This is a genomic window from Microbulbifer echini, assembly GCF_041447225.1.
In the GTDB taxonomy this organism is placed as follows: Bacteria; Pseudomonadota; Gammaproteobacteria; order Pseudomonadales; family Cellvibrionaceae; genus Microbulbifer; species Microbulbifer echini.
This window is the reverse complement of the sequence record NZ_JBGMEL010000003.1, coordinates 175,681-201,272: the sequence shown is the minus strand read 5'-3', so window position 1 is coordinate 201,272 and position 25,592 is coordinate 175,681. Positions and strand designations below refer to the sequence as shown.

The 25,592-nt window shown below is 46.8% G+C and carries 15 protein-coding genes; 8 read left to right on the top strand and 7 right to left on the bottom strand.

The features are described from left to right. Nucleotides 1-23: 23 nt before the first annotated feature. Genes ACCI51_RS04650 through ACCI51_RS04640 form a run of 3 tightly spaced genes read right to left on the bottom strand, consistent with a single transcriptional unit; the run spans nt 24 to nt 3,011 of the window. On the bottom strand, nt 24-1,079 hold the full coding sequence (locus tag ACCI51_RS04650; RefSeq protein WP_371842768.1) for a phosphotransferase: 1,056 nt from the start codon (nt 1,077-1,079) through the stop codon (nt 24-26). Beyond that, nucleotides 1,072-2,304, bottom strand: a complete 1,233-nt coding sequence (locus tag ACCI51_RS04645) for an acyl-CoA dehydrogenase family protein (RefSeq protein WP_299584572.1) — start codon at nt 2,302-2,304, stop codon at nt 1,072-1,074. Before ACCI51_RS04645 ends, ACCI51_RS04650 begins: the two co-directional genes overlap by 8 nt. A 29-nt stretch (nt 2,305-2,333) precedes the next feature. Next, complete coding sequence (locus ACCI51_RS04640) at nt 2,334-3,011, bottom strand: histidine phosphatase family protein (RefSeq protein WP_299584569.1); 678 nt, start codon at nt 3,009-3,011, stop codon at nt 2,334-2,336. A gap of 111 nt (nt 3,012-3,122) precedes the next feature. Between ACCI51_RS04640 and ACCI51_RS04635 the strand changes: the two genes are divergently transcribed. Beyond that, on the top strand, nt 3,123-4,016 hold the full coding sequence (locus ACCI51_RS04635; RefSeq protein ID WP_371842767.1) for a LysR family transcriptional regulator: 894 nt from the start codon (nt 3,123-3,125) through the stop codon (nt 4,014-4,016). Between the two features lie 228 nt (nt 4,017-4,244). Further along, nucleotides 4,245-6,281: an NADPH-dependent 2,4-dienoyl-CoA reductase gene (locus ACCI51_RS04630; protein ID WP_299584563.1), complete on the top strand. Its 2,037-nt coding sequence runs from the start codon at nt 4,245-4,247 to the stop codon at nt 6,279-6,281. Nucleotides 6,282-6,435: 154 nt separating this feature from the next. Here the strand turns inward: ACCI51_RS04630 and ACCI51_RS04625 are convergent, their stop codons facing one another. Then, a complete protein-coding gene (locus ACCI51_RS04625) occupies nt 6,436-7,704 on the bottom strand; it encodes an MDR family MFS transporter (RefSeq protein WP_371842766.1) in 1,269 nt (422 codons plus the stop codon). A gap of 575 nt (nt 7,705-8,279) precedes the next feature. Here ACCI51_RS04625 and ACCI51_RS04620 point away from each other — a divergent pair. Next, complete coding sequence (locus ACCI51_RS04620) at nt 8,280-12,620, top strand: CapA family protein (protein WP_371842765.1); 4,341 nt, start codon at nt 8,280-8,282, stop codon at nt 12,618-12,620. 1,247 nt (nt 12,621-13,867) lie between these two features. Here the strand turns inward: ACCI51_RS04620 and ACCI51_RS04615 are convergent. Then, complete coding sequence (locus ACCI51_RS04615) at nt 13,868-14,152, bottom strand: hypothetical protein (RefSeq protein ID WP_371842764.1); 285 nt, start codon at nt 14,150-14,152, stop codon at nt 13,868-13,870. Nucleotides 14,153-14,862: 710 nt separating this feature from the next. Between ACCI51_RS04615 and ACCI51_RS04610 the strand changes: the two genes are divergently transcribed. Together ACCI51_RS04610 and ACCI51_RS04605 are read left to right on the top strand one after the other, a co-directional pair. Beyond that, the gene (locus ACCI51_RS04610; RefSeq protein WP_371842763.1) at nt 14,863-16,413 is read left to right on the top strand and encodes a carboxylesterase/lipase family protein; all 1,551 of its coding nucleotides are present in this window, start codon (nt 14,863-14,865) and stop codon (nt 16,411-16,413) included. Nucleotides 16,414-16,425: 12 nt separating this feature from the next. After that, entirely contained in the window at nt 16,426-16,974 is a 549-nt protein-coding gene (locus ACCI51_RS04605) for a histidine phosphatase family protein (RefSeq protein ID WP_371842762.1), read from the top strand. 92 nt (nt 16,975-17,066) lie between these two features. On the opposite strand, the gene pepN is transcribed toward ACCI51_RS04605, so the two are convergent. After that, nucleotides 17,067-19,697, bottom strand: coding sequence for an aminopeptidase N (pepN, locus tag ACCI51_RS04600; RefSeq protein WP_371842761.1), 2,631 nt, complete (start codon nt 19,695-19,697; stop codon nt 17,067-17,069). A gap of 911 nt (nt 19,698-20,608) precedes the next feature. Between pepN and ACCI51_RS04595 the strand changes: the two genes are divergently transcribed. The 3 genes from ACCI51_RS04595 to ACCI51_RS04585 all read left to right on the top strand — a co-directional run bounded on the left by ACCI51_RS04595 (nt 20,609) and on the right by ACCI51_RS04585 (nt 24,325). Then, nucleotides 20,609-23,599: an intermembrane phospholipid transport protein YdbH family protein gene (locus ACCI51_RS04595; protein WP_371842760.1), complete on the top strand. Its 2,991-nt coding sequence runs from the start codon at nt 20,609-20,611 to the stop codon at nt 23,597-23,599. Nucleotides 23,600-23,792: 193 nt separating this feature from the next. Continuing rightward, on the top strand, nt 23,793-23,987 hold the full coding sequence (locus tag ACCI51_RS04590) for a YnbE family lipoprotein (RefSeq protein ID WP_366525583.1): 195 nt from the start codon (nt 23,793-23,795) through the stop codon (nt 23,985-23,987). Between the two features lie 11 nt (nt 23,988-23,998). Next, nucleotides 23,999-24,325 carry a YdbL family protein gene (locus tag ACCI51_RS04585; protein WP_371842759.1) on the top strand — a complete coding sequence of 109 codons (327 nt, stop codon included), beginning with the start codon at nt 23,999-24,001 and terminating at the stop codon, nt 24,323-24,325. 122 nt (nt 24,326-24,447) lie between these two features. Here the strand turns inward: ACCI51_RS04585 and rpoS are convergent, their stop codons facing one another. Continuing rightward, nucleotides 24,448-25,497, bottom strand: a complete 1,050-nt coding sequence (rpoS, locus tag ACCI51_RS04580; RefSeq protein ID WP_299586213.1) for an RNA polymerase sigma factor RpoS — start codon at nt 25,495-25,497, stop codon at nt 24,448-24,450. Nucleotides 25,498-25,592: the final 95 nt, after the last annotated feature.

Here is a 25,592-nt window from a genome sequence, read left to right as displayed (position 1 = left end):
ATATATTTTATTGAGCGGTGTTTCTAATCCGCTTCGGTAGCAATACACATTGCCGTTTGCGCCAGGGGTGCCACCAGAGCGCCGAGACTTGCCGCATTGCGGTTGGAGGCATTGCCCTCCTGTGCGCGCTTGGCCACCCCTTGAACGATCGCCGCCAGGCGGAAAAAGCTAAACGCCAGATAGAAGGGCCAGTGATCAATTCCCTCGATCCCCATACGCTGGCAATATTTCGCCACATAGGCCTGCTCGGAAGGGATACCCAGCGATGCAAGATCCAGCCCCAACAGACCAGACATTTTGTCGCTCCCAGCGGGCATCCGCATTTGCATACACTGATAGGCAAGGTCCGCAAACGGATGACCCAGTGTCGAGAGCTCCCAGTCCAGCAGGGCAATAATTTTAGGTTCTTCGGGGTGGAAAATCATATTGTCGAGGCGGTAATCGCCATGTACCAGGGCCACTCGATCATCGTCTTCGGGTAGCGTAGTGCCCAGCCATTCCATCAACTCCTCCATCGCCGCAATAGGCTGGGTCTCAGAAGCACGATATTGGCCCGTCCAGCGCTCGAGTTGCCGTTGGAAATAATTTCCGGGGCGGCCGTAATCGGATAGCCCCAGGGAATCGATGTCAAGACTATGTAGAGCGGCGAGTACCCGATTCATTTCATCGTACATGGCACTGCGCACAGGAGAGTCCACTTCAGGAATTGCCGCATTCCAGAAAATACGCCCCTCGCAATATTCCATCAGGTAAAACATCGAGCCGATCAAATCCCGGTCTTCACATAAATGAAAAACCTTGGGCACCGGTACAGCAGTACTGGCCAAAGCTGACATAACACGGTACTCACGATCCACGGCGTGCGCAGATTTAAGCAGTTTTCCCGGTGGCTGCCGACGCAGCACATAAGTATTCGAAGGCGTTTCCAACTTAAACGTTGGGTTCGATTGGCCACCGGAAAACTTACTTATTTTTAGCGGCCCGGAAAAACCTTCAACCTTTGCACTGAGATACCTCTGCAGCTTTTCCAGAGGTAAAGCCTCCACCGAACTACGCGATGCCTTGACGGTTTCAGACATGCTCCTCTCCCTGTGCTGTCTCCGCAGCGTAACGAGCCGCCAGATTGCGCCCCAACTGCATCATATGCACCTGATCGGGACCATCCGCCAAACGGATAGTGCGTGCATAAGCGTAGTGATGAGCCAGGCTATAGTCCTGGCTTAACCCCGCCGCGCCATGAATCTGGATCGCACGGTCAATCACGTTGCAGGCCATTTGCGGCGCAACAATTTTGATCATCGCAATCAGGTCTTTGGCCGCTTTATTGCCAAACCGATCCATTTGTGCGGCGGCTTTTAAAGTTAGTAAACGCGCCTGTTCAATTTCACAGGCGGACTTGGCAATATCCTCACGTACAGAACCCTGCTTACTCATTGGGCGCCCAAAGACAACACGGGTTTCCGCACGGCTCGCCATTGTTTCCAGCGCGCGCTGAGCCTGACCAATTAACCGCATACAGTGATGGATTCTGCCCGGACCCAAACGCCCCTGAGCAATTTCAAAACCGCGCCCCTCTCCAAGGATCAAGTTTGAGGTTGGCACCCGCACATTCTCAAAAATAACTTCGGCATGCCCCTCCGGGGCATCGTCGTAGCCAAATACCTGCATGGGCCGAATTATTTTCACTCCGGCAGTATCCGTGGGGACCAGGATTTGCGACTGTTGGCAATGACGATCATGATTGCTGGGATCGGTCTTGCCCATCACAATCATGACTTTGCAGCGCTTGTTCATCAGACCACTGATATAAAACTTGTGACCATTAATGACATAGTTATCGCCATCGCGCACGATGGAGGTTTCAATATTCGTGGCATCGGAGGAAGCCACCTTGGGCTCGGTCATAGCAAATGCCGAGCGAATGCGGCCTTCTAGCAGTGGCCGCAGCCAAGCTTCGCGCTGTGCTTGTGATCCGTACTGAGCCAACACTTCCATATTGCCGGTATCCGGCGCGCTGCAATTAAAAATTTCGGAAGCGAACAGAACCTTGCCCATCTCTTCCGCCAATGGCGCATATTCCAGGTTGGTAAGGCCGGCACCATAACGTGAATCGGGCAAGAACAAATTCCAAAGTTCTGCTTCACGGGCCTTTTCTTTTAAGCCCTCCATAATGGGGGGCTCACCCCAGCGGTCTTCCTGCAGCTGCTGCAGATAGATACTCTCAGCGGGAATGACATGTGCCCGCATAAAATCTTTGAGTCGCTGCAGCAGGCCCTGCACCTTTTCTGAATATTCAAACTCCATGTTTTTCCACCCCGGATTAAGCTGTAGGTTTAACTGTAGGTAACAGATGTATGGCGCTCATCCCTCTCCAGATGAGGCACATGATTGAAGCTATTCAGGCTGAGGCCCCGCCCAGCACTAGAGAAAAAACGACTGGTGCCGGTATTCTGGATTTGCATATTGAGTTTGATTACCGATTCGGGAGGGCCACCCAATACTTGCCGCACCATCATGGCAATAACACCACCAGAGCTGACCACCAGAGTTTTGCTGCCCTTGGGGCTGTCACCGATGAAATCTAGAACTTCACGAATGCGGTCTTCAAATTCCCGCCAACTCTCTGCCGGTGCGATTTCCCCTAATGACCAGGCCAGCATTCCCTGCATTAAAAAGCGGTAAAAATCGGCACGGGGAGCCGTGGCACCAGGCGCGGCGGTGGGATTTCTCTCGCTGTAGAGACGCGCCACTTCAAGAAAATCGAACTCATCCAGTTGCGGAATTACCGTCAAGCGATTCCCTATATCAATACCAAGACCTTCTCCAATGCCCTCGGTGGTCTGCCGGTGCCGGCGCAGGTTACCGCAAAGAATTCGGTCGAATTGCTGTCCGGTCTGGCGCCAGTAATCCCCCAACCAACGCGACTGCTGCCAGCCGACGTCAGAGAGATTATCGTAGTCATCAGCGCCGAAGGACGCCTGCCCATGGCGCACCACAATGGATTCACCCACAGCGCACTCCTCTTTTTTTATAGTTCCCCCAACCCTAGCCCTCACGATTGAATCATCAAAGTTTATTGTGCGAATATGCAATCATTCACATAGGTTATGACTGAGATATCTATGCAGCTGCAAAAAATGGATATGAATCTGTTTCTGGTTCTGGAGGCCATTTACAACGCGCGCAATCTCACCCGGGCCGCCGAACAACTGCATATCACCCAACCGGCGGTAAGCAACGCCCTGGCACGTCTGCGTCGCACTCTGGATGACCCGCTATTTATTCGCGGTCCTTCCGGAATGACCCCCACCCCCCTGACGGAATCCATTATGCCCAGGGTGCAACAGGCCCTTTCCCTGCTGGGTACCAGCCTGAACGAATACCGACAATTCAAACCCGCCCTGGCGCGCAAGACATTGCGCCTGTCCATGAACGATATGGCAGAAACCCTGTTACTACCGCGCCTGCTGGAGCGCCTGGAAAAAGAAGCGCCCGGAGTGACAGTAGAGTCATTTCATGTACCCAGGGACCAGTTGACCAGGGAATTGGCAGCCAATACTTTGGATTTTGCCCTGGATATCCCCCTGGTTACCGCACCCCAGCTGCAACAGCAGCGGCTACACCAGGACCGCTACCTCTGCATGTTGCGCAACGAGCATCCCCTGGCCAGTGAATCGAGCCTGACCCTGGAGCAATACCTGCAACTGGAACACATTCACGTCTCCAGCAGGCGCACTGGCCCCGGCCTGGCAGATATTGCGCTGAATAAGCTCGGCCGGCGGCGCAATATCAAGTTGCGTGTACAGCACTATCGGGTAGCGCCCTTAGTAGTCTTGCGCACCGACTTGGCCTTAACGGTGCCGGCCAGTCTGGCCGGTCAGTATTCGGCGCGATTATTCGAGTTGCCCTTTCAAATCCCACTGATGGACTGGCATCTGCTGTGGCACAAAAACCAACACGATGACCCCGCGAACCACTGGCTGCGGGAGCAGCTCCTGGCGGTACTGGCGGCATAAATAAACAGCGCAGAAAGTCCTTTAAAAACAGGCAGTTCCGCCAAATGAGAATGGGACGCAAGTAGGTTAATAAACCGTCGGGAAATGATCACTGAATTCGACCGGAAAGGTCACTGTTTCACTGCAGGGGCTCTTGTTATCCTGGCGGGTAACGATATGCAACTCTTTGCATATTAGCTCTTTGTAGATAAAGACGAACCCTAAAGGTTACAAAAAGAGAATTTTGCCATGTCCCAAGCCTACCCTAATATGCTTGCCCCCCTGGATCTGGGCTTCACCACCCTGAAAAACCGGGTGCTGATGGGCTCCATGCACACCAACCTGGAAGAACACCCCGGTGGCTTTACCCGTTTGGCGGCCTTTTATGCCGAGCGCGCCCGCGGTGGCGTTGGCCTGATTGTAACCGGTGGCATAGCACCCAACGAAGAGAGCGGCGTATTCAAGGGTGCTTCAAAAATGAACACCCCGGAAGAAGCCCAGCAACACCGGGAAGTCACCGAAGCCGTTCACGCCGAAGGCGGCAAGATCTGTATGCAGATTCTGCACACCGGTCGCTACGCCTACAATGAAAACCTGATCGCACCCTCCCCCATTCAGGCCCCGATCAACCCCTTCACACCTCGTGAACTGACCAGCGAGGAAATCGAAGGCCAGATCGACGACTACGTTCGCTGCGCCACCCTGGCCCGCGAGGCCGGCTACGACGGCGTGGAAATCATGGGCTCCGAGGGCTATTTCATTAACCAGTTCATCGTGAAGCGCACCAACAAACGCACCGATGCATGGGGCGGCAGCTTCGAAAACCGCATTCGTCTGCCGATTGAAGTCGTACGCCGTGTGCGCGAGGCTGTTGGCGAAGACTTTATTATTATTTATCGCCTGTCCATGCTGGATCTGGTGGAAGACGGCAGTGATTTTGAGGAAGTCGTCGCCCTCGGCCAGGCAATCGAAAAAGCCGGCGCCACTATTATTAATACCGGCATCGGCTGGCATGAGGCACGCGTTCCCACTATTGCCACCAATGTTCCCCGCGCGGCATTTACCGATATTACCGCGAAGGTGAAAAAACACCTGTCCATCCCGGTAGTGGCGAGCAATCGTATCAATGTGCCGGAAGTGGCCGAGGACATACTTTCCTCCGGTCAGGCCGACATGATCTCTATGGCGCGTCCGTTCCTCGCGGATTCCGACTTCGTCAACAAGGCCGCAGAGGATCGCGCCGATGAAATCAACACCTGTATCGGCTGTAACCAGGCCTGCCTGGACCACACCTTCCAGCTGAAGCTCACTTCCTGTCTGGTAAACCCGCGCGCTTGTCACGAGACCGAGCTGAACTACCTGCCCACCGACAACGTGAAGAAAGTTGCCGTGATCGGCGCCGGTCCCGCCGGTTTGGCCGCATCCACCGTCGCCGCCGAGCGCGGACACCAAGTAACCCTGTTTGAAGGCAGCAACAAGGTCGGCGGCCAGTTCAATATCGCCAAGCAGATCCCCGGCAAAGCGGAATTTCAGGAAACCCTGCGCTACTTCAAGCGCCGACTGGAAGTAACCGGTGTTGAAGTTAAACTCGAAACCATCGCGACCGCAGAAAACCTGCAAGCTTTTGATGAAGTCATTATTGCCACCGGTATCGAGCCGCGCACCCCGCCGATTCCAGGTATCGAAAGCGATAAAGTGATGGGTTATCTGGACGTTCTCAAACACAAGAAACCCGTGGGTGAAAAAGTCGCGATTATCGGCGCCGGTGGTATCGGCTTCGATGTGGCGGAATATCTGACCCACGACGGCCCGCACTCCAACGAAGAGGTCGTGGTCGCCAGTGACAAGGAGGAGTTCTTCAGCGAATGGGGTGTGGATATTGAGCTGGAGCAACGCTCCGGCCTGAAGCCCCGCGAAGCCGTGAGCACTCCGCGCCAGGTTTACCTGCTGCAGCGTAAAACCACCAAAGTGGGCGCCGGGCTGGGTAAAACGACGGGTTGGATTCACCGTGGCAGCCTGCAACACCGCAACGTAGAGATGATTGCCGGTGCTCTTTACGAAAAAATTGACGATAAAGGACTGCACGTTCGTGTAGGTGAAGAAGAGCGGCTGCTGGAAGTGGATAACATCATTGTCTGCGCTGGCCAGGAGCCTGCACGCAAATTGTATGAAGCGCTGCAGGAGCGCGGTGTAAAGACCCACCTGATTGGTGGTGCTGACGAAGCCGCAGAGCTCGACGCTAAACGTGCAATTGACCAAGGCTCACGTCTCGCCGCAGAGATCTAAAAAATCCCCTGACAATACTCTTGTTAGAGGATCTTATTTGGGTCGGCTAGAACGGGAAGCTTACAGCTCGCTGAGCTTCCCGTTTTTTATTTCCCATAGACCCTTTTCATTTTATACATTCGTATAACATCACTGCATTCGTCAATTTTAACCATTAAGTAACTTTGGCATCTCTCTCCGGTGCAAACGCCTCGCCCTTTAAATCGGGCCACTGCGGGCGGGATAGGTAAGCCGTAGTACGATAAAGAACGAATATCACCCCACAAAGTACCAGCAGGCACCAGTAGAGCACTGGCCCATCCCAGGACTCCAGAATCAAGCCACCCGCCAGGGGTGCCAGGGCCCACCCCAATGCATAGAAGGAAGAGGCGCCAAAATAAGTGCCTCGCAAATGCTCAGGCGCCAGGCGGTCAATCTGCACGCTCATGGTAGGAAAGAGAATCGCCTCCGCCAGGCTGAGGACAAAAGTCGCTCCCATCCAACCCCAAAACCAGTACATCGGATTTAGGGCAAACCACACTTGTGCGGCGGCCAATATAACCAGCCCAATCATAATTCGCTCTCTAATCTCCAGTTTACGCATTAACTGCATTAGCGGAAATTGCAACAGTACAATGGTTATTGCATTGACAAAGATCATGCTGGAAATTAATTCAATCAGTCGCGGCGCCCCTGATCGAGTCAGATACTGCACCAAGCTGGAGTCCATATGGGCATAGATAAACATCGTAAGGATATTGGCGACAATCACTACCATAAACACATGGTCCTTGCGCAATACCGACAAGGTATTACTCAGGGCCACAGTGCCATCTTCCCTAGCCTTTACCCGCAGACCCGCCTCTGTTTTCGCAAAACCCCAAACAAAGGCCAGTGCCAATAGCAGATAACTGAGCGAGGTTAAGCCAAAGGTAGACTGCTGCGCACTGAGCCCCGCCCAAACACCGACAATAGGCCCCAGTGCCGCCCCCGCATTAATCAGAAAATAGCGTAATTGTAGGGCCAACTCGCGGTTTGCCTGGTTATCGATCACATCACCAATCAACGCACTAGCCGGCGGCTCCCAAACCGCTCGACCAATGGAACAGAGCGTCATTGCCAGAATAAATCCCGGTAATGTTTGGCTTATTGCTAACAGCGCAAAAGAAAACAAGTTAATCGCCGAACCCAGCAACAGGATGTTGCGGCGACCATAGCGGTCTGACAAAGCGCCCACAAAGAAACCCAGAAGGGCCGCGCCAATTGCCGATGCGCTGAGAATCAGCCCAATCTCCGCGGTGCCCAACTCAAATTTTTTAAATAAAAGAATGGCCAGAAAAGGCCAAACCATAAAGTAGGTGCCACGGCTAAAAAAACTGCCAATTAAAACGATCCAGACCAGAGGAGGAAAACTCCTGAGCCTCTGCCACCAACGCCATCTCATCTTCCATTACTCCACAACTTTCTCTTCCTTGTTCTCAAACGGCCAATAAGGCTATTTGAACTCTGCGCCAGACAATGAAAACGCTGCAATCTCCAGGGAGGATCTATCCCACGCACAATCCCAAAGTAAGTGCGCCACTTTAATCGCCGATAGGATAATCAACCGGGAAGACCAACATTAAATGGATTGGTTAACCATGTTCAGACAAAAAACCCGAAAGGATCGCCTTTTGGGTTTTTGGGACTGGCAGACCTTTAGCCTACAAAATCACTCAACCTGGGACTAACCCCTCAATAGCGCCCTGGGATTTACTGAGAGAATCTTTGAGAGTTTGCGCGTCTTTCATTCGTCAATGCAGTATTTCCAATACTATCCAAGTGGATAAGTTTTGAAAACCCAATTGCACTTTTTCATTGATAGTTTTATTAAAAAAATTTCACACTCTGTATTTTATCCTTTGCCAGCAGGATCCGTACGCAAGTCTATACTCCAGCAGGAAAGTCCTCCTGTAGTTATCAAAAAAATAAATACTGAAAATTCTGCCAACTTAGACACCCAGAGAGAACCACAGCGACATGTCCCTATCCAGCATGCTTAAGCGGGCACGCCCTCTGGTAGAGCGGGCTTTAAGCACTATATGCCCGCCATATACGCTTTTTTTTTCCATTAGTGATGCCAAACAACGCGCTACTGTGCGACACACTAACTCTGCGGATTTCCCCAAAGCCTGGCAGGCTCTCTCTGTCAGTGCGTACGAGGCCGCTCAGCGCTCTAAAATCGAGCCCTGCTGGTTACGGGTAGACTGGGTCACCAGCAAAAGTGCCACGACCCTCGCCGGGTTTCATGAAATACTTGCCAACACCAAACGAGGTTACTTCCGCTACGGTTTAGCGCTTGATTTAGATTGTAAAATTGCATTTCTGGAGCAAGAGCTTAACGGCAACGCCATGCTCGACGGTGGTAATCGTATAGACCATGCCATCCTCAACGAAAAGAACTTTACATCTTATAGCCAAATCCGATTTGGCCCCCAAGTAAAGCTGGATTTTCCCGAAGACAAAAATATTGTAATCCTCTCCACAGAGGGTATTTTCTGTGAAAATGCGCAGGATCCTATTCACCTTTACCCGTCGGGTCTGGATGCAGGTCGTCGGGCGATTAAAGAAAGCGATAGCACACAGATAACCAGGCTAATACTAAGCAGCAGTCGTTATCTGGCTAAGCAGGTTAAATCCAATGGCCGTTTTCAATATGGCTGGCATAGCTGCTTTGACCGGGAAATTGAAACTTACAATAACCTTCATCACGCCAGTAGCACCTACTCCATGATAGAGGCCTGGGAAGTCAGTAAAGACCCCGATCTACTCAAAGCTATTCAGCAAACACTGAAATACCTAGCGAAAAAATCAATCAAGATCGCAACACTCGAATCCGGTGAAACTGCTGCATTTTTAGTGGAGTCAAGTAACGAAATCAAACTTGGCAGCAATGCAATGAGCCTATTGGCTTTGGTTAAGTATTCAGAGGTTGTGCAGAGCAGAACTTATACAGAACTCACAGAGCAGCTAGGCAGAGGCATAGAGTATATGCAAAACCCGGATAGCGGACAATTTTGCCATGTACTCGAATACCCATCGCTCAACAAGAAAGTGCAACGCCGTATCCTCTGCCACGACGGTGAGGCCGCTTTCGCGCTTATACGCCTTTATGGCTGGAACAAAAATCCGCGCTGGTTAGCAATAGTCGAAACAGCTTTCGAGTACTTTATTGTGTCCGAGCACTGGCGTGCCCACGACTATTGGCTCAGCCACTCTGTGAACGAACTCACTATCTATCGCCCAGAAGAAAAATATTATCAGTTTGGTATCCGAAATTTTGCAAACCACCTAAATTTTGTGGAAAGAAACATCGTTACATTTCCCACACTACTCCAATTAATGATGGCCGCGGAGAAACTCATCTCGAAAATCCATTCGCAAGGGAAATTCCAGTATCTACTGGATCAAATTGATCTTGAGCACTTCTATCGTGCTCTGCATAAGCGGGCCAACTACCTTTTTAATGGTTATTTCTGGCCAGAATTTGCCATGTTCTTCAAAAATCCGGCAAAGATTCTGGGAAGTTTTTTTATTCGGCACCTCGCTTTTAGAATTCGTATAGATGACGTCGAACACTACCTTTCAGGATTGATCGCTTACAGGGAATATCTAGTCACAAACAAGGCGAAAGGGCAACAGATTGCATTGAAACTACCCTACCACGTGGTTGAAGATCCTGGCAATAAAACCGTAACCTCCAAAGATTTGCAGATTAAATCGGTTCTCGCTTGGGGTGGCGGTGTTAATCTTGGTCGCCGACAACATTACCGCACAGCACAACTGGGAATAAAAAAGGTCTTGGGAGAAATCCCAGCGCTAAATAATGCCGACCTCAGTGTTGTCAATCTGGAGTGTGTAGTTGCAACAGAAGGCGAGCAAGGAATCCCAAAGGGGGAAGTATCACCCAGTTATTACCGCGCTAGACCAGAGATGTTATCTGTACTTTTTAACGCCGGTGTCGATATCGTTACCACCGCCAATAATCATTGTGGTGATTATGGAGCAACCGCTCTGCTGGAGCAGGAGTTTTGGCTTAACACAACAGGAATCGGCTATACAGGTTCTGGGGAAACCTTTGAAGAAGCACTTACTCCCATTATCCGACCTGCCGGAAACATCAATGTGGCTATCTTTTCCCTGGATGCCAGCCAACCTCGCTTTGCTGCCGGCCCCACCAATGCCGGGTGTGCGTACCTTCCCCTATCGATACCGGATCTCTGGATCGATACACTGAAACCCCGAATTGCAGCGGCACGAAAGAAAGCTCATGTCATATTGGTAGCTGTACACTGGGAAGCCAACCGGGAACTCTATCCCAGTTCTAAGCAGATCGCCGTTGCTCACCGAATCATTGAGGCCGGCGCTGATGGCGTTCTCGGCTCAAGCACCCACAATCTACAAGGCATAGAAATTTACCGCGAGCGACCCATAATTCACGATGCTGGAGACCTGCTTTTCGATGCCGTGCGCAACAGCCTGGCAGACAGTGGTATTTTTCGTTTACAACTCAGTACAAGCGGGATTGAACAAATCACCTTTGTGCCCGTTGGAGTAGGATTCGGCTTCAGCCGGCAACTAAGTGGCAGAGCCGCTGGAGAACTCAGTGAAAAATTTTCCAATATCTGCTTATCTTTGGGGACAAGGCTTCATTTACACAGGGATGGTAGCGCTACGCTAAGGCTCACACCTCCTGAACGCACAACAGAAAAACTTCCCACTTTAAGCCCAACAACCCACCAACAAGATAGGATACTGGCTAAACGTCCGCCAAAGCCACAGTGGCAGGTAGCAAGTGTGCCCGCCGATGCTCGTATCGCACCACTAAAAATTGGCCCCCTTGTGTTACTGGGTGTTCGATTTTATCCTCGTGAACTCAAATCCCGTCAGACACTGTGGGTCGAGTCTTTCTGGTCTGCTGAAAATAAAGTTCATGAAGATTTTAGATTGGATTTTCAAGCAATACCGGACATTCCGACTTCGATGCCAACTTGGGGGAGGTTCATGGATCATGATCCCTGTGACTGGCAGCTACCTACTAGTGAATGGAATCCTGGCATTATCTATCGTGACCTCTATGGGCTCAGAGCCCCCGCTAGTCAGGACCTCATTGAAACCGATCTACAATTGCACATTGGCCTAATCTCCAACCAAACCCAAATCAAGCCAATTCCAGTTATAGGAATGATAACTCGGCAGGATTTTTCGACGTATAAAAAACGCCAAAATCGTAGGATTCCAGAATACAGAACAGTATTCCCTTCCAGCATTTATCATCATCCGCCGGGACAAACCTGGAATGCGGCACAACTAACAGATATTACTGGTGGTACTTGGCTTGTACCACCACCCAATAATTGGTTTGTCCGCAGTGTGATTTCTGATAGTCGTTTTATAGAGCAATTGTCAGGGCCGATTCTCTTTGCAGCCCATACAAATCTGGATCGCTCCCATCATGAACGGAGCGAAAATGTTTCGGCAAAATTTTGGGATTCCCATAAAGAGGTACCTACCTTTGCCCACCAACTTGCAGGCGCAATAGTCTCCCGCCCTGTCGAAGGACTCCCAAAAAATCTGCCTGTATTGAAGGTTGATGACCCCATCAAAGCCATTATGGAGTTAGGTTTCGCAGCTAGAGAGCGTTTTGACGGTGAAGTAATCGCTATAACCGGTACAGCGGGGAAATCCGCTACATTAAAGATGATAGGCGAAATGCTTGACCCCAGGGAAAAAGTACTCACCAGTCCTAAAAATTACAATTCCCGTGTTAACGCCACTTCTATATTAGCCAACCTTAACAAGGATCATGAAATTGCTATCATTGAAATCGCGCAAAGTGCTCTCCGTATAAAATCGAACCCCATTACACACCGTATAAAACCAACAATCTCTCTGATTACCGATATCGACATTTCTCAGACCAGTCAAATGGAAAAAAGTATCGAAGATACGGCCAAGTGTAAGTCTCGCATTTATAATGGACTGTCGGGATCTGCCATTGCCATTGTGGGAGAACACCTTCACTGCTTTGATTATGTTTTAAAAGAGGCAAAAAAGTATGCTAGAAGGGTCATCCGCTTTGGTGAAAGCCCACAAGCTGAAATTCGTATAACCAAAATACATACGGATGAATTTGGGAGTCAAGTTTCATTGAAATTGTCAAATCGGAAAATAATGATAAGGATACCAGCACCAAGTATCAGCATGTTACACAATGCGGTTTCTGCAATTGCTGTAGTCTATGCACTGAATGGAAATATAGATGAAGCGGCTAGACGCTTGGGAGAAATCAGTCTCAATCAGGCCACCTACAACACCTAACTCATCCTAAAATAACAATCAATCAATACTAGAAATGAGCACTAGAAAATCACAGCTAGGTCATTACCAAAGAAACTCACCGTTTAGACTATAAGCTAAAAGAAAATATGACCTTAAAGCTATTGCCATCCAGTCCATCCGAATACCCAATAAAGCTTATTTCTAAAATTTCATGAGTGCTGCTACCCCAGCATCGCATGGCCTCGAAGTGAGCTGTAAAGTCCTTACATTCGCTAAAGAATTTTCACCTGTTGGATAGACAATTCCGATTAACCACTCCCATTTTGGCAACTAAAAAATACTCAGTGAGCGAGCTTTCCCTTTCGTATCATTGAGCACGCCTTCCCTCTCTGATTTAAGAGTGCTTGCCAAGCATGGCTGACAGGCCATGCCGATCAGAATGATGTATATGTTCTTTTGTTAGCGCACGTAAATTGATGGCTGTCTTAATAAACGCATCACCTGTACGATTTCCATCAGGCGACCCAAACTCGATCCGACAAGCCGGCACGAGTAGAGGTCGATACGCACCACCAGGTATAACCGGCATTGTAAATTCCAAATGTACTAAATATCGGCAGTCCAAACTTGGCTTTAGCAGCCAGTAAAAAATTCCATTTTAAAATATTTCCTCGGACTGGCAACTGAAGCTTACAGTTAATCGTCAGCCTGAAATATTTTTCTTATATTACAACCAAACAAAGATTTTCATAATTTTGAGAACTCGACAGCACCCAACATTAAGGTCTTCTATATATAGAAAACTCATCAACTGAAAGCCGCCAAGACTTTGCCAGGGTTACGCAAATAAAACCTTAAAATATTAATACTCAACCCTCCGTAGAGCATTACTGCGGCAGGACCAATCGTAACAATTACTTTTTCTGAATGCATTACCCAGTAGAATAGCCTGATAGAAAATCTGTATTCCTACATGTTAATTAATCTATAGCTTACCTCACTTCTTTTCCAAATAAGGCGCCAACCTTTTTTAGGATTTCCTTCTCCATCCTCAGCTGTTTAACTCCTCGTCGAAACTGAACTAGCTCGGTGTACTCACCGAAATTTAGTCGAACACCACTTCTTTCTTGAGCTCAACCTCGAAACACAGACGTTTACTTTCTACCTCAGATTTTATCTCGCTTAGCAGCTTTATCATCTAAGCTAAATTTTCGAAAGTATTAAACCACCACACAAAGATCCTCAAACGCTCATGGTTATTTGATAATTCTCCACCCTGGCGGAAGCTACCATCTTTCTGATGACAGCATTTCTGTATACCATATCTTTGGAGTTGCAAGTACCCCCGCTTGTTTTCGGACCTCTTTCATTTCCGCATTATTGACATATTTTATCGCATCCTCTTTTAATAAAAACTCATGCACCACAGTCAAACTCTGATGATTGTCAATCTCCCGATAAATAGAAGTAACGGTTACCCCCATTTCTTTTAGTCTAGGCTTGAACTTTATAAAAACCTTATGCCACATATCAAAATCTTTGACGTTACCGTTTATAAACAAATATACCATCAGGATGCCATTTAGTAAGTAAGCGGGAAACTTGCCTTAATTTAACTTCCTCCATCCTAACTTCAACCCGAAGGGAATTAGACCCTCATGCTACATATTTAATCGAGCAAGGACTGATGCAAAGTGTTATTCTCTGCAAAATCATATGCCTGCCATGTTATGGGCATCAACTATTCCACTAGATTCTATCGCCCCCACCACCAGACACAAACACAAACACAAACACAAACACAAACACAAACACAAACACAAACACAAACAAATTTAAGACAAATCCAACATACTCTCAAATAGAATTACGCTTTTATTACTACTTCCTTAATCTTAGGGAAATTGTCCTGACTCACGAATATCCCACCCAGACCTACCCCCACTCAACCACTCCACAATTAAGCTTTAACCTCCTACATTAACCCTCTAAAACCTTTCATAGCACCTCCCCAAACAAATAAAAACTAACAAACTTATAAATATACTGTTTCTCTTAGGCACTAAAAGACAGCAAATACTCCACCTGGAGCTCACCGGTTACTAGATTAACTATTACCTTAATGAAAAATCATGAATGGAAGTATGCCAAACCATCACAAACATCGAATTCACACCCATATGTGTCAAATTTATTTCAAAACACATGAAAAAACCAATTATTAAGGGTATTAGATACTCTTAAGGTAGCAAGGGCACAATTGATGACTACGGATTCCAGTATGAGAAAGCACTTAAATATCAATCTGACGCCAACCATTGAAACAAGCGCCGGCCTCATCATCGGCACAAATGTCAGAAATCTGGGGGTTTATAAATTCCTTGGGATTCCATACGCACGGCCTCCGATAGGGGAGTTGCGCTGGCGACCACCAGCGGAACCCCCTACTTGGGAGGTTCCATTTCACGCAGAAGATTTTGGCAAGCCAGCCGCGCAAAACCCTTCCAGTCTAATGGAGGTACGTGGCCGAAATGGGGAAACTCCACAGAGCGAGGAGTGCTTACACCTCAATATATTCTGCCCAACTATTTCCCCACTAAAAAAACTCCCAGTAATGTTCTGGATTCATGGAGGCTCTTTCTACATGGGATCTGGCTGTCAAGCCATTTACAATGGCTCACACCTAGCAGCCACTGGCCGAGCCATTGTTGTCACTTTCAACTATCGTCTAGGTTCTTTCGGTTTCTTACGTCTAAAAGATCTCAGCAACATACCTTCTTCAGGTAATGAAGGAATTATGGATCAAATTGCCGCTCTAAAATGGGTCAAGAATAATATTGCAGCATTTGGTGGTAACCCCAACAACATTACTCTTTTTGGTGAATCCGCCGGTGCCATGAGTATTACCTCTCTACTGAATATTCCAGGATGCCATGGGCTTTTTAGTCGCGCCATAGTTCAAAGTGGACACCCTAAAGTTCTCCACACCATCGAAAGTGCCAACAATATAGCTGAAGCTTTTATCTCTCATCTCGATAAAATTAGCCGTAAAAAGCCGCTACTCAAATGCTCCAGCAAAGAGCTTCTAGAAGCGCAAGATATAATCATCAAAGATAAAAGCATGTCCAATAAATGGGGGCAACTGCCTTTTAAACCCGTCGTTGATCATGAACTCATAGATAATATTGAGCATATAAATACTGCAAAAAATAGTAAACCACCGCCCCTGCTATTAGGTAACAACCTGGAGGAGTGGAATTTATTTAGTGTCCACATCCCAGACACATACACGCTTAACTATAAAAAGATTTGCCAGCATTTAGAATGGTTAATACCTGAAAAAAAACTAAAGCCTATTATCCTTTATTACCACCGACAAGCCGAGCAAGCAAAAGATAATTTATGGCCTGCATGGAGTAAAACCTGGAACTTAATGCTGACAGACATGATATTCACACTGCCAGGATTGAGGCATCTGGACCGTCATCAGGGAGACTGTTATCATTATCACTTCACTCAACCTCTTGCTGCACAGCCTATACTAGGCGCCTGTCATGCCGTAGAGCTTGGCTATGTCTTTGGAACTCATGCAGAAGAATCACTGCAAGTACTTTATGGTGGTGAAACTGACCCCCATCTACTGAGCGCCACTATCCAGGAGGCTTGGTTGGGCTTTGCTGAAAGAGGTATTCCAGGAGATGACTGGCCGGTATATACAGGTATAAACAGTAAGTGTTTTGGCAAAAATCCAAAAGGACGCGAATTTAACACGGAAAAATTACTCAATTTATGGCAAGATATCCCCGATGAGACTTTAAATAAGTATCTATAACTCTCTATTAATATGATACAAATTTTATTAGCACGCCACGGTGAGGCCGCCAAAGGCAATTCGATTGTTGATCCTGCGCTCACGCCCCTGGGGCACAAACAAGCAATTCAATTGGCTAGCAGTTTCTCTAAAAACACTTACTTAAAATTAGTAAGCAGCCCTAAATTACGCGCCCAACAAACCGCAAAACCCTTAGCTGATAAGTTAGGCACCTCTATCTCCTTAGAAAATCGAGTGAGTGAAATCCCCACACCTAAAGGAGTTTCATTAGGACAACGCCTCTCCTGGATACGCTCACTGCTGAGTAAGGAGTGGGACCCGAGTAATCGACAACAAAAAGACTGGCGAGATGGAATTAAAGATTACTTATTGAGCATTGAAGAGGACACCATCATATTTTGCCATTTTATGGTCATAAATTCGGTTGTTGCATATATATTAAATGATAACAAAGTACAACAATTTAGGCCCGACTATACATCTGTTACACAACTTCAACTCAGTGACAGTCATCTAAAGTTAATTAAGCTTGGCAGTGAAAGAGACAGTCAAATCAATTAACCATTAAAAAACCTCACCACTCACCAACTTAAGCTGCCAAGCGCAATACACGAATATGGAGCCAAATCCAGGCCCCACACCAAAAGTAAAATCTATATCAAACTTTTATTGACCACCTCGAAAACATCCTTTGAGAGAGTACCTGAGTTAAGAACATCCTGAAGTGCGTTTTTCATTTTATCTGATAGATTTCCAGTATATTTTCTCCACCGCGTGATAGGAATCACAAGGCGGGCAGCTATTTGTGGGTTCAATTTATCCAGGGCAACAACCTGCTCTGCGATAAATTTATAACCACTTCCATCTTCCTTATGGAACTGTTTGAAGTTTCTATTAGCAAAACCACCAATAACTGCTCGAACTTTATTAGGGTTTTTGAGTTCAAAGGCCGGATGCTCCATCAAGGTTCTGATATTTTCCAAGCTGCCGTAACGTGAACTACTACTTTGCAACCCAAGCCAGAGCTCCACAACCTGAGTATCCCCTTGCCAATGTTGATAAAAGCTTTGTATTGCTGCTTCGGCTTGAATTGCATCCCCATGATTGATCAGCCCTCTAAGGGCAGCCGCACTGTCGGTCATATTCTCAGCCATATCGAACTGCTTTTCCAACAAATCTAATGCATCATCTTTTTCTGCTACTGCGAGATAGGATAAGCAGATATTTTTTAAACTACGCCCAGCAATATCTTTTGCATTTGGATCGTAGGGTTTAACCACATTAAGCTCTAAGTATTTTTCTTTCAATTCAGGCGCTAAAGTATTCGCCAGAGTTTCACTTAAAAATTCTCGAGCCGCCACTATAGCCCCAGCATCGACAGAATCATACATTTCCGCAATCGACTGTTCACTTGGTAAAGTTAATATCTCTGCCACTAGAGCCGGATCCAATATACGGCTTTTTAATACATTCCGGTAGGCTTCAATCAGTTCAGACGACACCTGTAAAGCTTTACCATCTCGGTAATCTTGCTGGATATTAGATAAAGCCATAAATGCCAACCGCTGAGAAGCATCCCAACGATTAAATGTATCTGAATCATTACGCATCAAGAAGATGAGTTGTTTCTCTGTATATGAATAACGCACCTTCACTGGCGCAGAGAAGCCACGCAACAGTGAGGGTAGAGGCTTTTCTTTTATTCCATTGAACTCAAAATTCTGCTCAACATTCCTAACCTCCAGAATTTCCTCGGTGGATCCTTCATCACTCAGTATACGGTCATGGCCATTTCCATCTAGAAGGCCGATTTTTACCGGTATGTGAAACGGCAACTTTTCCTCTTGATCTGGAGTAGGAGGACATGTCTGGCGAATATTTAGAGTGTAAATACCTTTTGATTGATCAAAATCATCGCTTACAACCAAAACTGGGGTTCCAGCCTGACTGTACCAACGACGAAACTGAGCCAGGTCAACCTGATTGGCATCCTCCATCGCCACAATAAAGTCTTCACAGGTTACCGCACATCCATCATGACGCTCAAAATATAGATCACTCCCTCGACGGAATCTCTCCTGCCCCAGAAGGGTATGAATCATACGAACAACTTCAGCACCTTTTTCATATACGGTTAAAGTGTAGAAGTTAGATATTTCCATGTAGGATTCAGGCCGAATTGGATGAGCCATGGGTCCGGCATCTTCTGCAAACTGACTGGTACGCAGCAGAGACACATCCTCAATTCGTTTTACCGCCCGTGAATTTAGATCTGCAGAAAATTCAGCATCTCGAAATACTGTAAACCCTTCTTTCAAACTAAGCTGAAACCAATCTCGACATGTCACTCTATTGCCAGACCAGTTATGGAAATATTCATGACCAACAATTGACTCTATCCGCTGAAAAGCCGAATCCGTTGCCGTTTCAGGGCTAGCTAATACACAGGCCGAATTAAAAATATTTAGGCCCTTATTTTCCATGGCACCCATATTGAAATGGTCTACCGCCACAACCATAAATATATCCAGGTCGTACTCTCTGCCATACATTTCCTCATCCCAACGCATCGCTTTTTTCAAAGAGCGCATCGCGTGATCGCATTTCCCGATATTTTTTTCTTCGGTATAAATCCTTAGCTTTACTTCGCGTCCACTAACAGTGGTGAAAGTATCATCTCTATGTTCCAAATTCCCAGCCACCAAGGCAAACAAGTAGGCGGGCTTGGCAAAAGGGTCTTCCCAGGTGACAAAATGTCGCCCATCCTCACAATAACCACGATCAATTTCATTACCGTTAGAAAGCAATACAGGAAGTATTTTTGACGACACTATCGTGGTGGTGAACTTTGACATCACATCAGGTCTGTCAGGGTAAAAAGTAATTTTCCTGAAACCCTCGGCCTCGCATTGCGTGCAGTACATGTCGTTGGAGAGGTATAAACCCTCTAGCGAAGTGTTGTCCTCTGGATTGATTCGGTTGTAGATTTCCAGTAGAAACTCTGGCTTCTCAACGGTGAGGATCAAACCTTCGGGTGTTTCTTGATAAGACGCGGGAGGAAGAATTGAGCCATCGACAGCAACAGATATCAGCTCCAAGTCAACGCCATCTAATAGCAATGGTGGCAAGCCTTCGCCCGCCTCATGATTCCGACGAACGCTAAGCTGAGATTTTACCAGGGTGGCCTTGGGCTCCAGTTCGAAGTGTAGATCGGTACTATCCACCAAGTAATCTGGAACTTGATAGTCCTTAAGATAGATAGTCTTCGGCTGGGCATCTTGCATGATTGAAACATCCTCAATAAATGTGTTCCCAACGGAACGGTAAGGATTCAATAAATTGGGGTTAAAACTGTCATTACAAGTTAAGAATTCCCGCCGACGGCCCTAGCCGATAGTTCATAAGCCAGCTGGACCAGCTTACGTTCTTGTGAACCTACTTAGAACCCATCTCGACACTAGCATAATTCAAATTTATCTAGCTATTACATACCCACGTTCAACACCAGGTAAAGGACGGATAGATGTTGACTTGCAAATAACACAGAAGGTACCCGTATGGGTAACAAGTTGATCGCTTTACTATTCCTAGTTGGGACGCTGCTGTTCAGCGTAGGTACTCCCAGCTCCGCATCCACCTGGCTGAGGAAGTTAAATCCCGCATGGATACCCTTAAATTGGCATGCATGTACAGTCACGCGCCCACCAAAAAAACAATAGAAGGATGACAACCAATAGTTAAAAGCTATTTAAAAAGACCTTAACTCTAGAGTAAATCCCCGCAAAATTTAGGGCCCTACATATCAAAAAGCACCCTTTACCAGTTCGTAATAATGCCTTTGGGGCCCAAGACTGCTTTAATGACTATGTACACCTCTTTTGAAGGCAGTCTTTAAAACCATCCCATTACCTCATGGCTATTCACTTCAAACCTATGCGTAATAGAGCTGAATGTGTGGCGCTTGCAGCTGTTACAGGAGACGGTGACTGAAGCTCCATGACTGAGCATTCAACCCCGCTTACGGTGACCGATTAATGAACCATCCCAATAGTTAACAATCGAACAGGCATAATCTTTTATTGTAATTTTGATAAGATAACCCTTTGCAAAGCCTGCAGAATACAGGTTCTCATGTTCTGCAGCTTTTTAGCGATCACACAAAGATACCTCCTTATCTGGAGTTTAGAGGTTTAACGTGCGAAAACCCCGCATTGTTGTCATTACAGTATCCGTATGCCTAGCCACCTTAGTTCTTGGTAGCTGGTGGAAAAAAGACGCGGTTGCCCCCCATCTAATTAACCTACTGGCTGGGGAGGTTATCATTCAACAAATATCTGGGCTCGAACTGAGTTTTTGGGAAGCATCAATCGAAAAAATCCAGATTAAGCAGGACCGAAATAGTGATCTAGTGCTTGACAAAGTTAAGATGTCCAATCCTTTTTATTTAATCTTTAACCGGGGTAAAACTCGAAAAACTGCGTTATTTATCGATAAACTGACACACGTTACACGAAAAGAAGTTGACTCTGACACACAAAATACTCTTCCAAACGACCCTATCGATGATAATATTTTTTCTCTAAGCCAGGCTATACAAAACATAATCCTCTATATACCAGACAATATATCCGTAAAGACAATAGAGCTTAACGAAGATATCTTTTTTGGACCTCTTGAAATTTCCCGTAACGAAAAAACTATCCGTATAAAATCCCCCTACAAATCGGCAGAATATGGAACATTTTACTTTTCATTACTTGCAAAATTATCTACAAAAAAAGTTAATTTTAATCTAGAAGTTGGTTCATCCCTCCATACTTCGCCTTCCGAAGCCGTGCTAACGCTTTTAAAAGGGGAAAATAGTCAGTGGAATCTCGACGCCCATTTAATCTCAAACCTGAAATTAATTGCCCCCATACTGGGGGTTGTACAAGGGGTGACTGTAACACCATCAGATATAATAGAGACAAACGGACAGCTTTCTATCAACACCAGCGCTCTTGTTCCGGATAATCTTTCCTTTAAACAAGACTATAAAAATATTTTTTTTCAACTTGAAAGTAATGCACTGGAAGTATCAATCCCCACAAAAATATTGAATAGCAAGCTTAAGGCTCGACTATCCACTCACTCACCAATAGCCGTCAGACTTAGATCTCTCTCTCCCCTTCTACTCGAATCTGCCACAGGATCTGGATCAATTGAAATCTCATCTGAAGACGGCATAGCCGGCGAGAATCTCCTAGTAAACATGACATTCGACGCTATCAAACAAGGGGCTCCTCCCATAATTCAGGCAGAGGGTTCTCTTTTCCCAGCTGCGTTTGAACCTGTATTACAGTCCACTCTAGGGAGAAGGTACACAGCCCCATTACACTTAACCCAACTAAAAGGTGAATTAAAATTCAAAGCCGAAGCTTCTTTGAATCCCATTGGAGCCCCCTCCACCGAGCAAGACTGGCTCAATAAGATTAGCCTTACCCTACTGCCAGGAAGCAATCTTCAGTTCGATACTAAAATACCCGAACTGCCAAAAAAGTCTCCCTTGTATTCAACTGGCCTGAACCGAAGTCAGTTTAGAATGGAGATCAAAAATAAAATTCAGCTCACAGGCGAGCCTGCTTCATCTTACCCTTTTGCAGTCAAGATCACTGAAGGGGCGTTTGACTCTCAATTACAGTCAAGAGATTACGCTGTATCAATGTATTCACAGCTGAGGAATATTCGTTGTCATATTGATAAAAACGCTGAATGTATGTTTGAGGTAAATACGAAAATTCCAACTATTGTTGATCCTTCAACAGGGTCCACCTTTAACAACCTAGACTCCTCCGCCAAAGTACACATTCAATCAAGCAGTAACACTCAAGAGTTAGTGCTTGAGCAGGTCAACGTTGTATATGAAGAACTAAAGGATAAAGATTTTATAATCAACAAGGGAGATGTTCAAATACCTAAAGTCAATTGCACCTTTTCAGTGAACAATACTAACTGCGCTATTAATCAGTGGAATATCCATTTTGAAAAATTTACTAGCGAATATTTCACTTTATCCGGCGGTATTAACTTTAGTAAGTTTTATTTTAAGGAAACCGAAGGCAACACTGAACTTAGCAGTAACTATTCAGCGAGCCAATTAAAAGTAGAAACACCTGAAGACTACTCTTTTGAAACCTCCCTTACAGGCTCTCTTTTCCTCAGCGGGGATAAGATACAGGGGCAAAGTCAACTCCAAGCCAACGCCCTAACAGTAAACTCACGCTGGCATCACGATGTAAAGTTAGCTACCGGTGCCATTCAATTCTCATTACCCAAAGCCAGTTTTAACTCCGAGATACCACTAAGCCAGACGGTCCAAGGTTTACCAGTGGATCTCGTTTCTGGAGCACTTACCGCCGAGGGAACCCTATCCTGGCCTCAGCATCAAAATGATACTGTCAACTTAACTCTCTCTAATATTGCCGCTATCCATGATGGTAGTTTCGCTACCGGAATAGAGGGGAAAATCCAATTGGAAAATGATGGCAGGCATTGGTTTACGCAAGGGCCTTATCCCCTGACAATACAATCTATTGATGCCGGACTACCTTTAAGTAATATCCACTTTTCACTGTCCCTTAACAAGGAACAGGATCTTCTGTTGGAGAATTTTACTGCCGAATTTCTTGACGGAAAGTTGAGTTCTGAAACCTTGAGCTGGAATCTGACGAATAAAGAGCGCAGCAGCATCCTGCATGCACAGAATGTATCCTTAGAAAAACTGGCTAACGAGACCGAGTCGGAAAATTTCAAGGCCAGCGGGCGTCTCAACTTGACAATCCCTATCTCTACAGGCCCAGATGGCGTCACCGTAAAGAATGGGTCCCTGGAAGCAATAGAGCCTGGTGGACGATTGAGATATTACGATGCATTTTCTCCCCAGATGCTCGCAAGTAACCCACAGCTTAAGATGATTGCCAGTGCTCTCGAAGACTATGATTTCCGGACGCTGGAGGGCAACTTAGAATACCCTCCCAGTGGAGACCTCCAACTAAGTCTAAAACTTGTGGGGCATAGCGAGTCAATGGACTCCGAGCGGGATCTGGTTATTAATCTCAATCTCGAGAATAATATTCCTGCGATGTTACGCTCTTTGCAAGCCAGCCGCGACCTGACAGAAGCCCTACAAAAGCGACTGGACCAATAGGTTGGAGGTGAAGTAGGCTCTCACCAGCTAGGACAGAAGACCTGCGAATTCAGAGCTGGTTAAGGTTGAATCAATATAATAGGGGCAATGTGGCCACCTCCGACACAGATGGCGAATCTGGCCTGAATTTTGAAACCACGACTCAAGATGTAATAAATAAAAGGTACCTGTGCGGTACTGTAAGGAGTATCAGATGAGGGCCAGCCGGCTGATTCCCATAGGGTTACTATACGCTATGGTTGCTACAGGGTGTACGCCAACGGTGGCGGTTAAGGCCCCCAGTGAGCCAATCACTGTAAACCTGAATGTTAAAATTGAGCATGAAATCCGAGTCAAAGTAGACAAGGATCTCGAAAACTTGTTTGACGACAAGGAAGGCATTTTTTGAGGAGGCACAAGATGAGTATGGTAAAAAGAGTTCTCTTATTGTGGGGCTTGATCCTGGCGTTACCCGCCTTGGCAATCTCCCTGGATGAAGCTAAAAAACAAGGGCTAATAGGAGAGGCTAATAGCGGTTATATCGCTATCGTAGACGCTAGCTCGCCGGAGCTGGAAAAACTGGTAAAGAAAATCAATGCCGAACGCAAGCAGGCCTACACCGAGATTGCCAAAAGCCACAATGTCGATATAGCTCAAGTCGCTGCTCGTGCGGCTGAAAAGTTAGAGGCCCGCCTATCCCGTGGTGAATACTATCAGGATAATCTTGGGCGCTGGGTAAGAAAATAATTTTGGTAAGGCTAAACGGCATACCAGCGCATCAGCCTTACATCAGCCTTACATCAGCAGCCTCTCCCAGAAAACCCCACGAAATACGACTTTCATGGGGTTTTCTTTTTGAGGGGCCAAAATTAGAGATTTCCAAACAGGGATTGACCATCAAGCCCCTGCTTTTCCATTACTTCACGTAGGCGCTTGAGTGCATCAACCTGGATTTGACGAACGCGCTCACGTGTAAGGCCTATTTCACGCCCTACTTCCTCCAGAGTACTCGCCTCAAAGCCACGCAATCCAAAACGCCTGGAAACAACTTCACACTGCTTGTCAGGAAGTTCACCAAGCCAACGGTTAATGCTATCGAAAAGGTCGCTATCCTGAAGCAACTCTGCAGGATCAGACTCCTGCTGGTCAGGAATAGTATCGACCAATGTCTTCTCTGAAGAGGGGCCAATAGGGGTATCTACGGAAGTAACCCGTTCATTGAGCCCCAGCATCCGCTCAACATCTTCTACAGGTTTCTCCAGTAACGTGGCTATCTCTTCTGCAGATGGTTCGTGATCCAGCTTTTGAGCAAGCTCACGGGATGCACGAAGATACACATTTAACTCTTTTACCACATGAATCGGCAGGCGAATAGTCCGAGTCTGATTCATTATGGCTCGTTCTATTGTCTGACGTATCCACCAGGTGGCATATGTAGAAAAGCGGAAACCACGCTCTGGATCAAACTTCTCAACAGCGCGAATTAACCCGAGATTACCCTCTTCGATTAGGTCCAATAGTGCCAAGCCACGACTGACATAACGACGAGCAATCTTCACAACAAGGCGCAAATTACTTTCAATCATGCGCTTTCTTGCCGCAGCATCACCACGTAAAGCCTTGCGTGCGTAATAGACCTCTTCTTCAGCAGTCAGTAGGGGGGAAAAGCCAATTTCATTCAAATAGAGTTGAGTAGCGTCCAGGTTTTTCTGTAAATGGCCATCGCCATCCAACCTGCTGACCCTGCTCTTCTCGGCGGGGGAGGAGACGGAGTTATTTTTTGCCGTATTTCTCCGCGTACGGCCGGTACCTTTTCCTTCTTTTGGGTTTAGTTTCTGCTCATCATTCTCTACTGCCAACTCAGGAGGAAAGTCTTCTGCCTGGCCAGCCACTGACTGGTCTTGCCGTTGTGCTTCCATTTCCCCTGCTCCTTGTACTTTGCCAATATCAACCGCGTAGCATGCATTCAGAACCGATCAAATATCGACCAGATCTCTGCGCATGTGCGACAGCC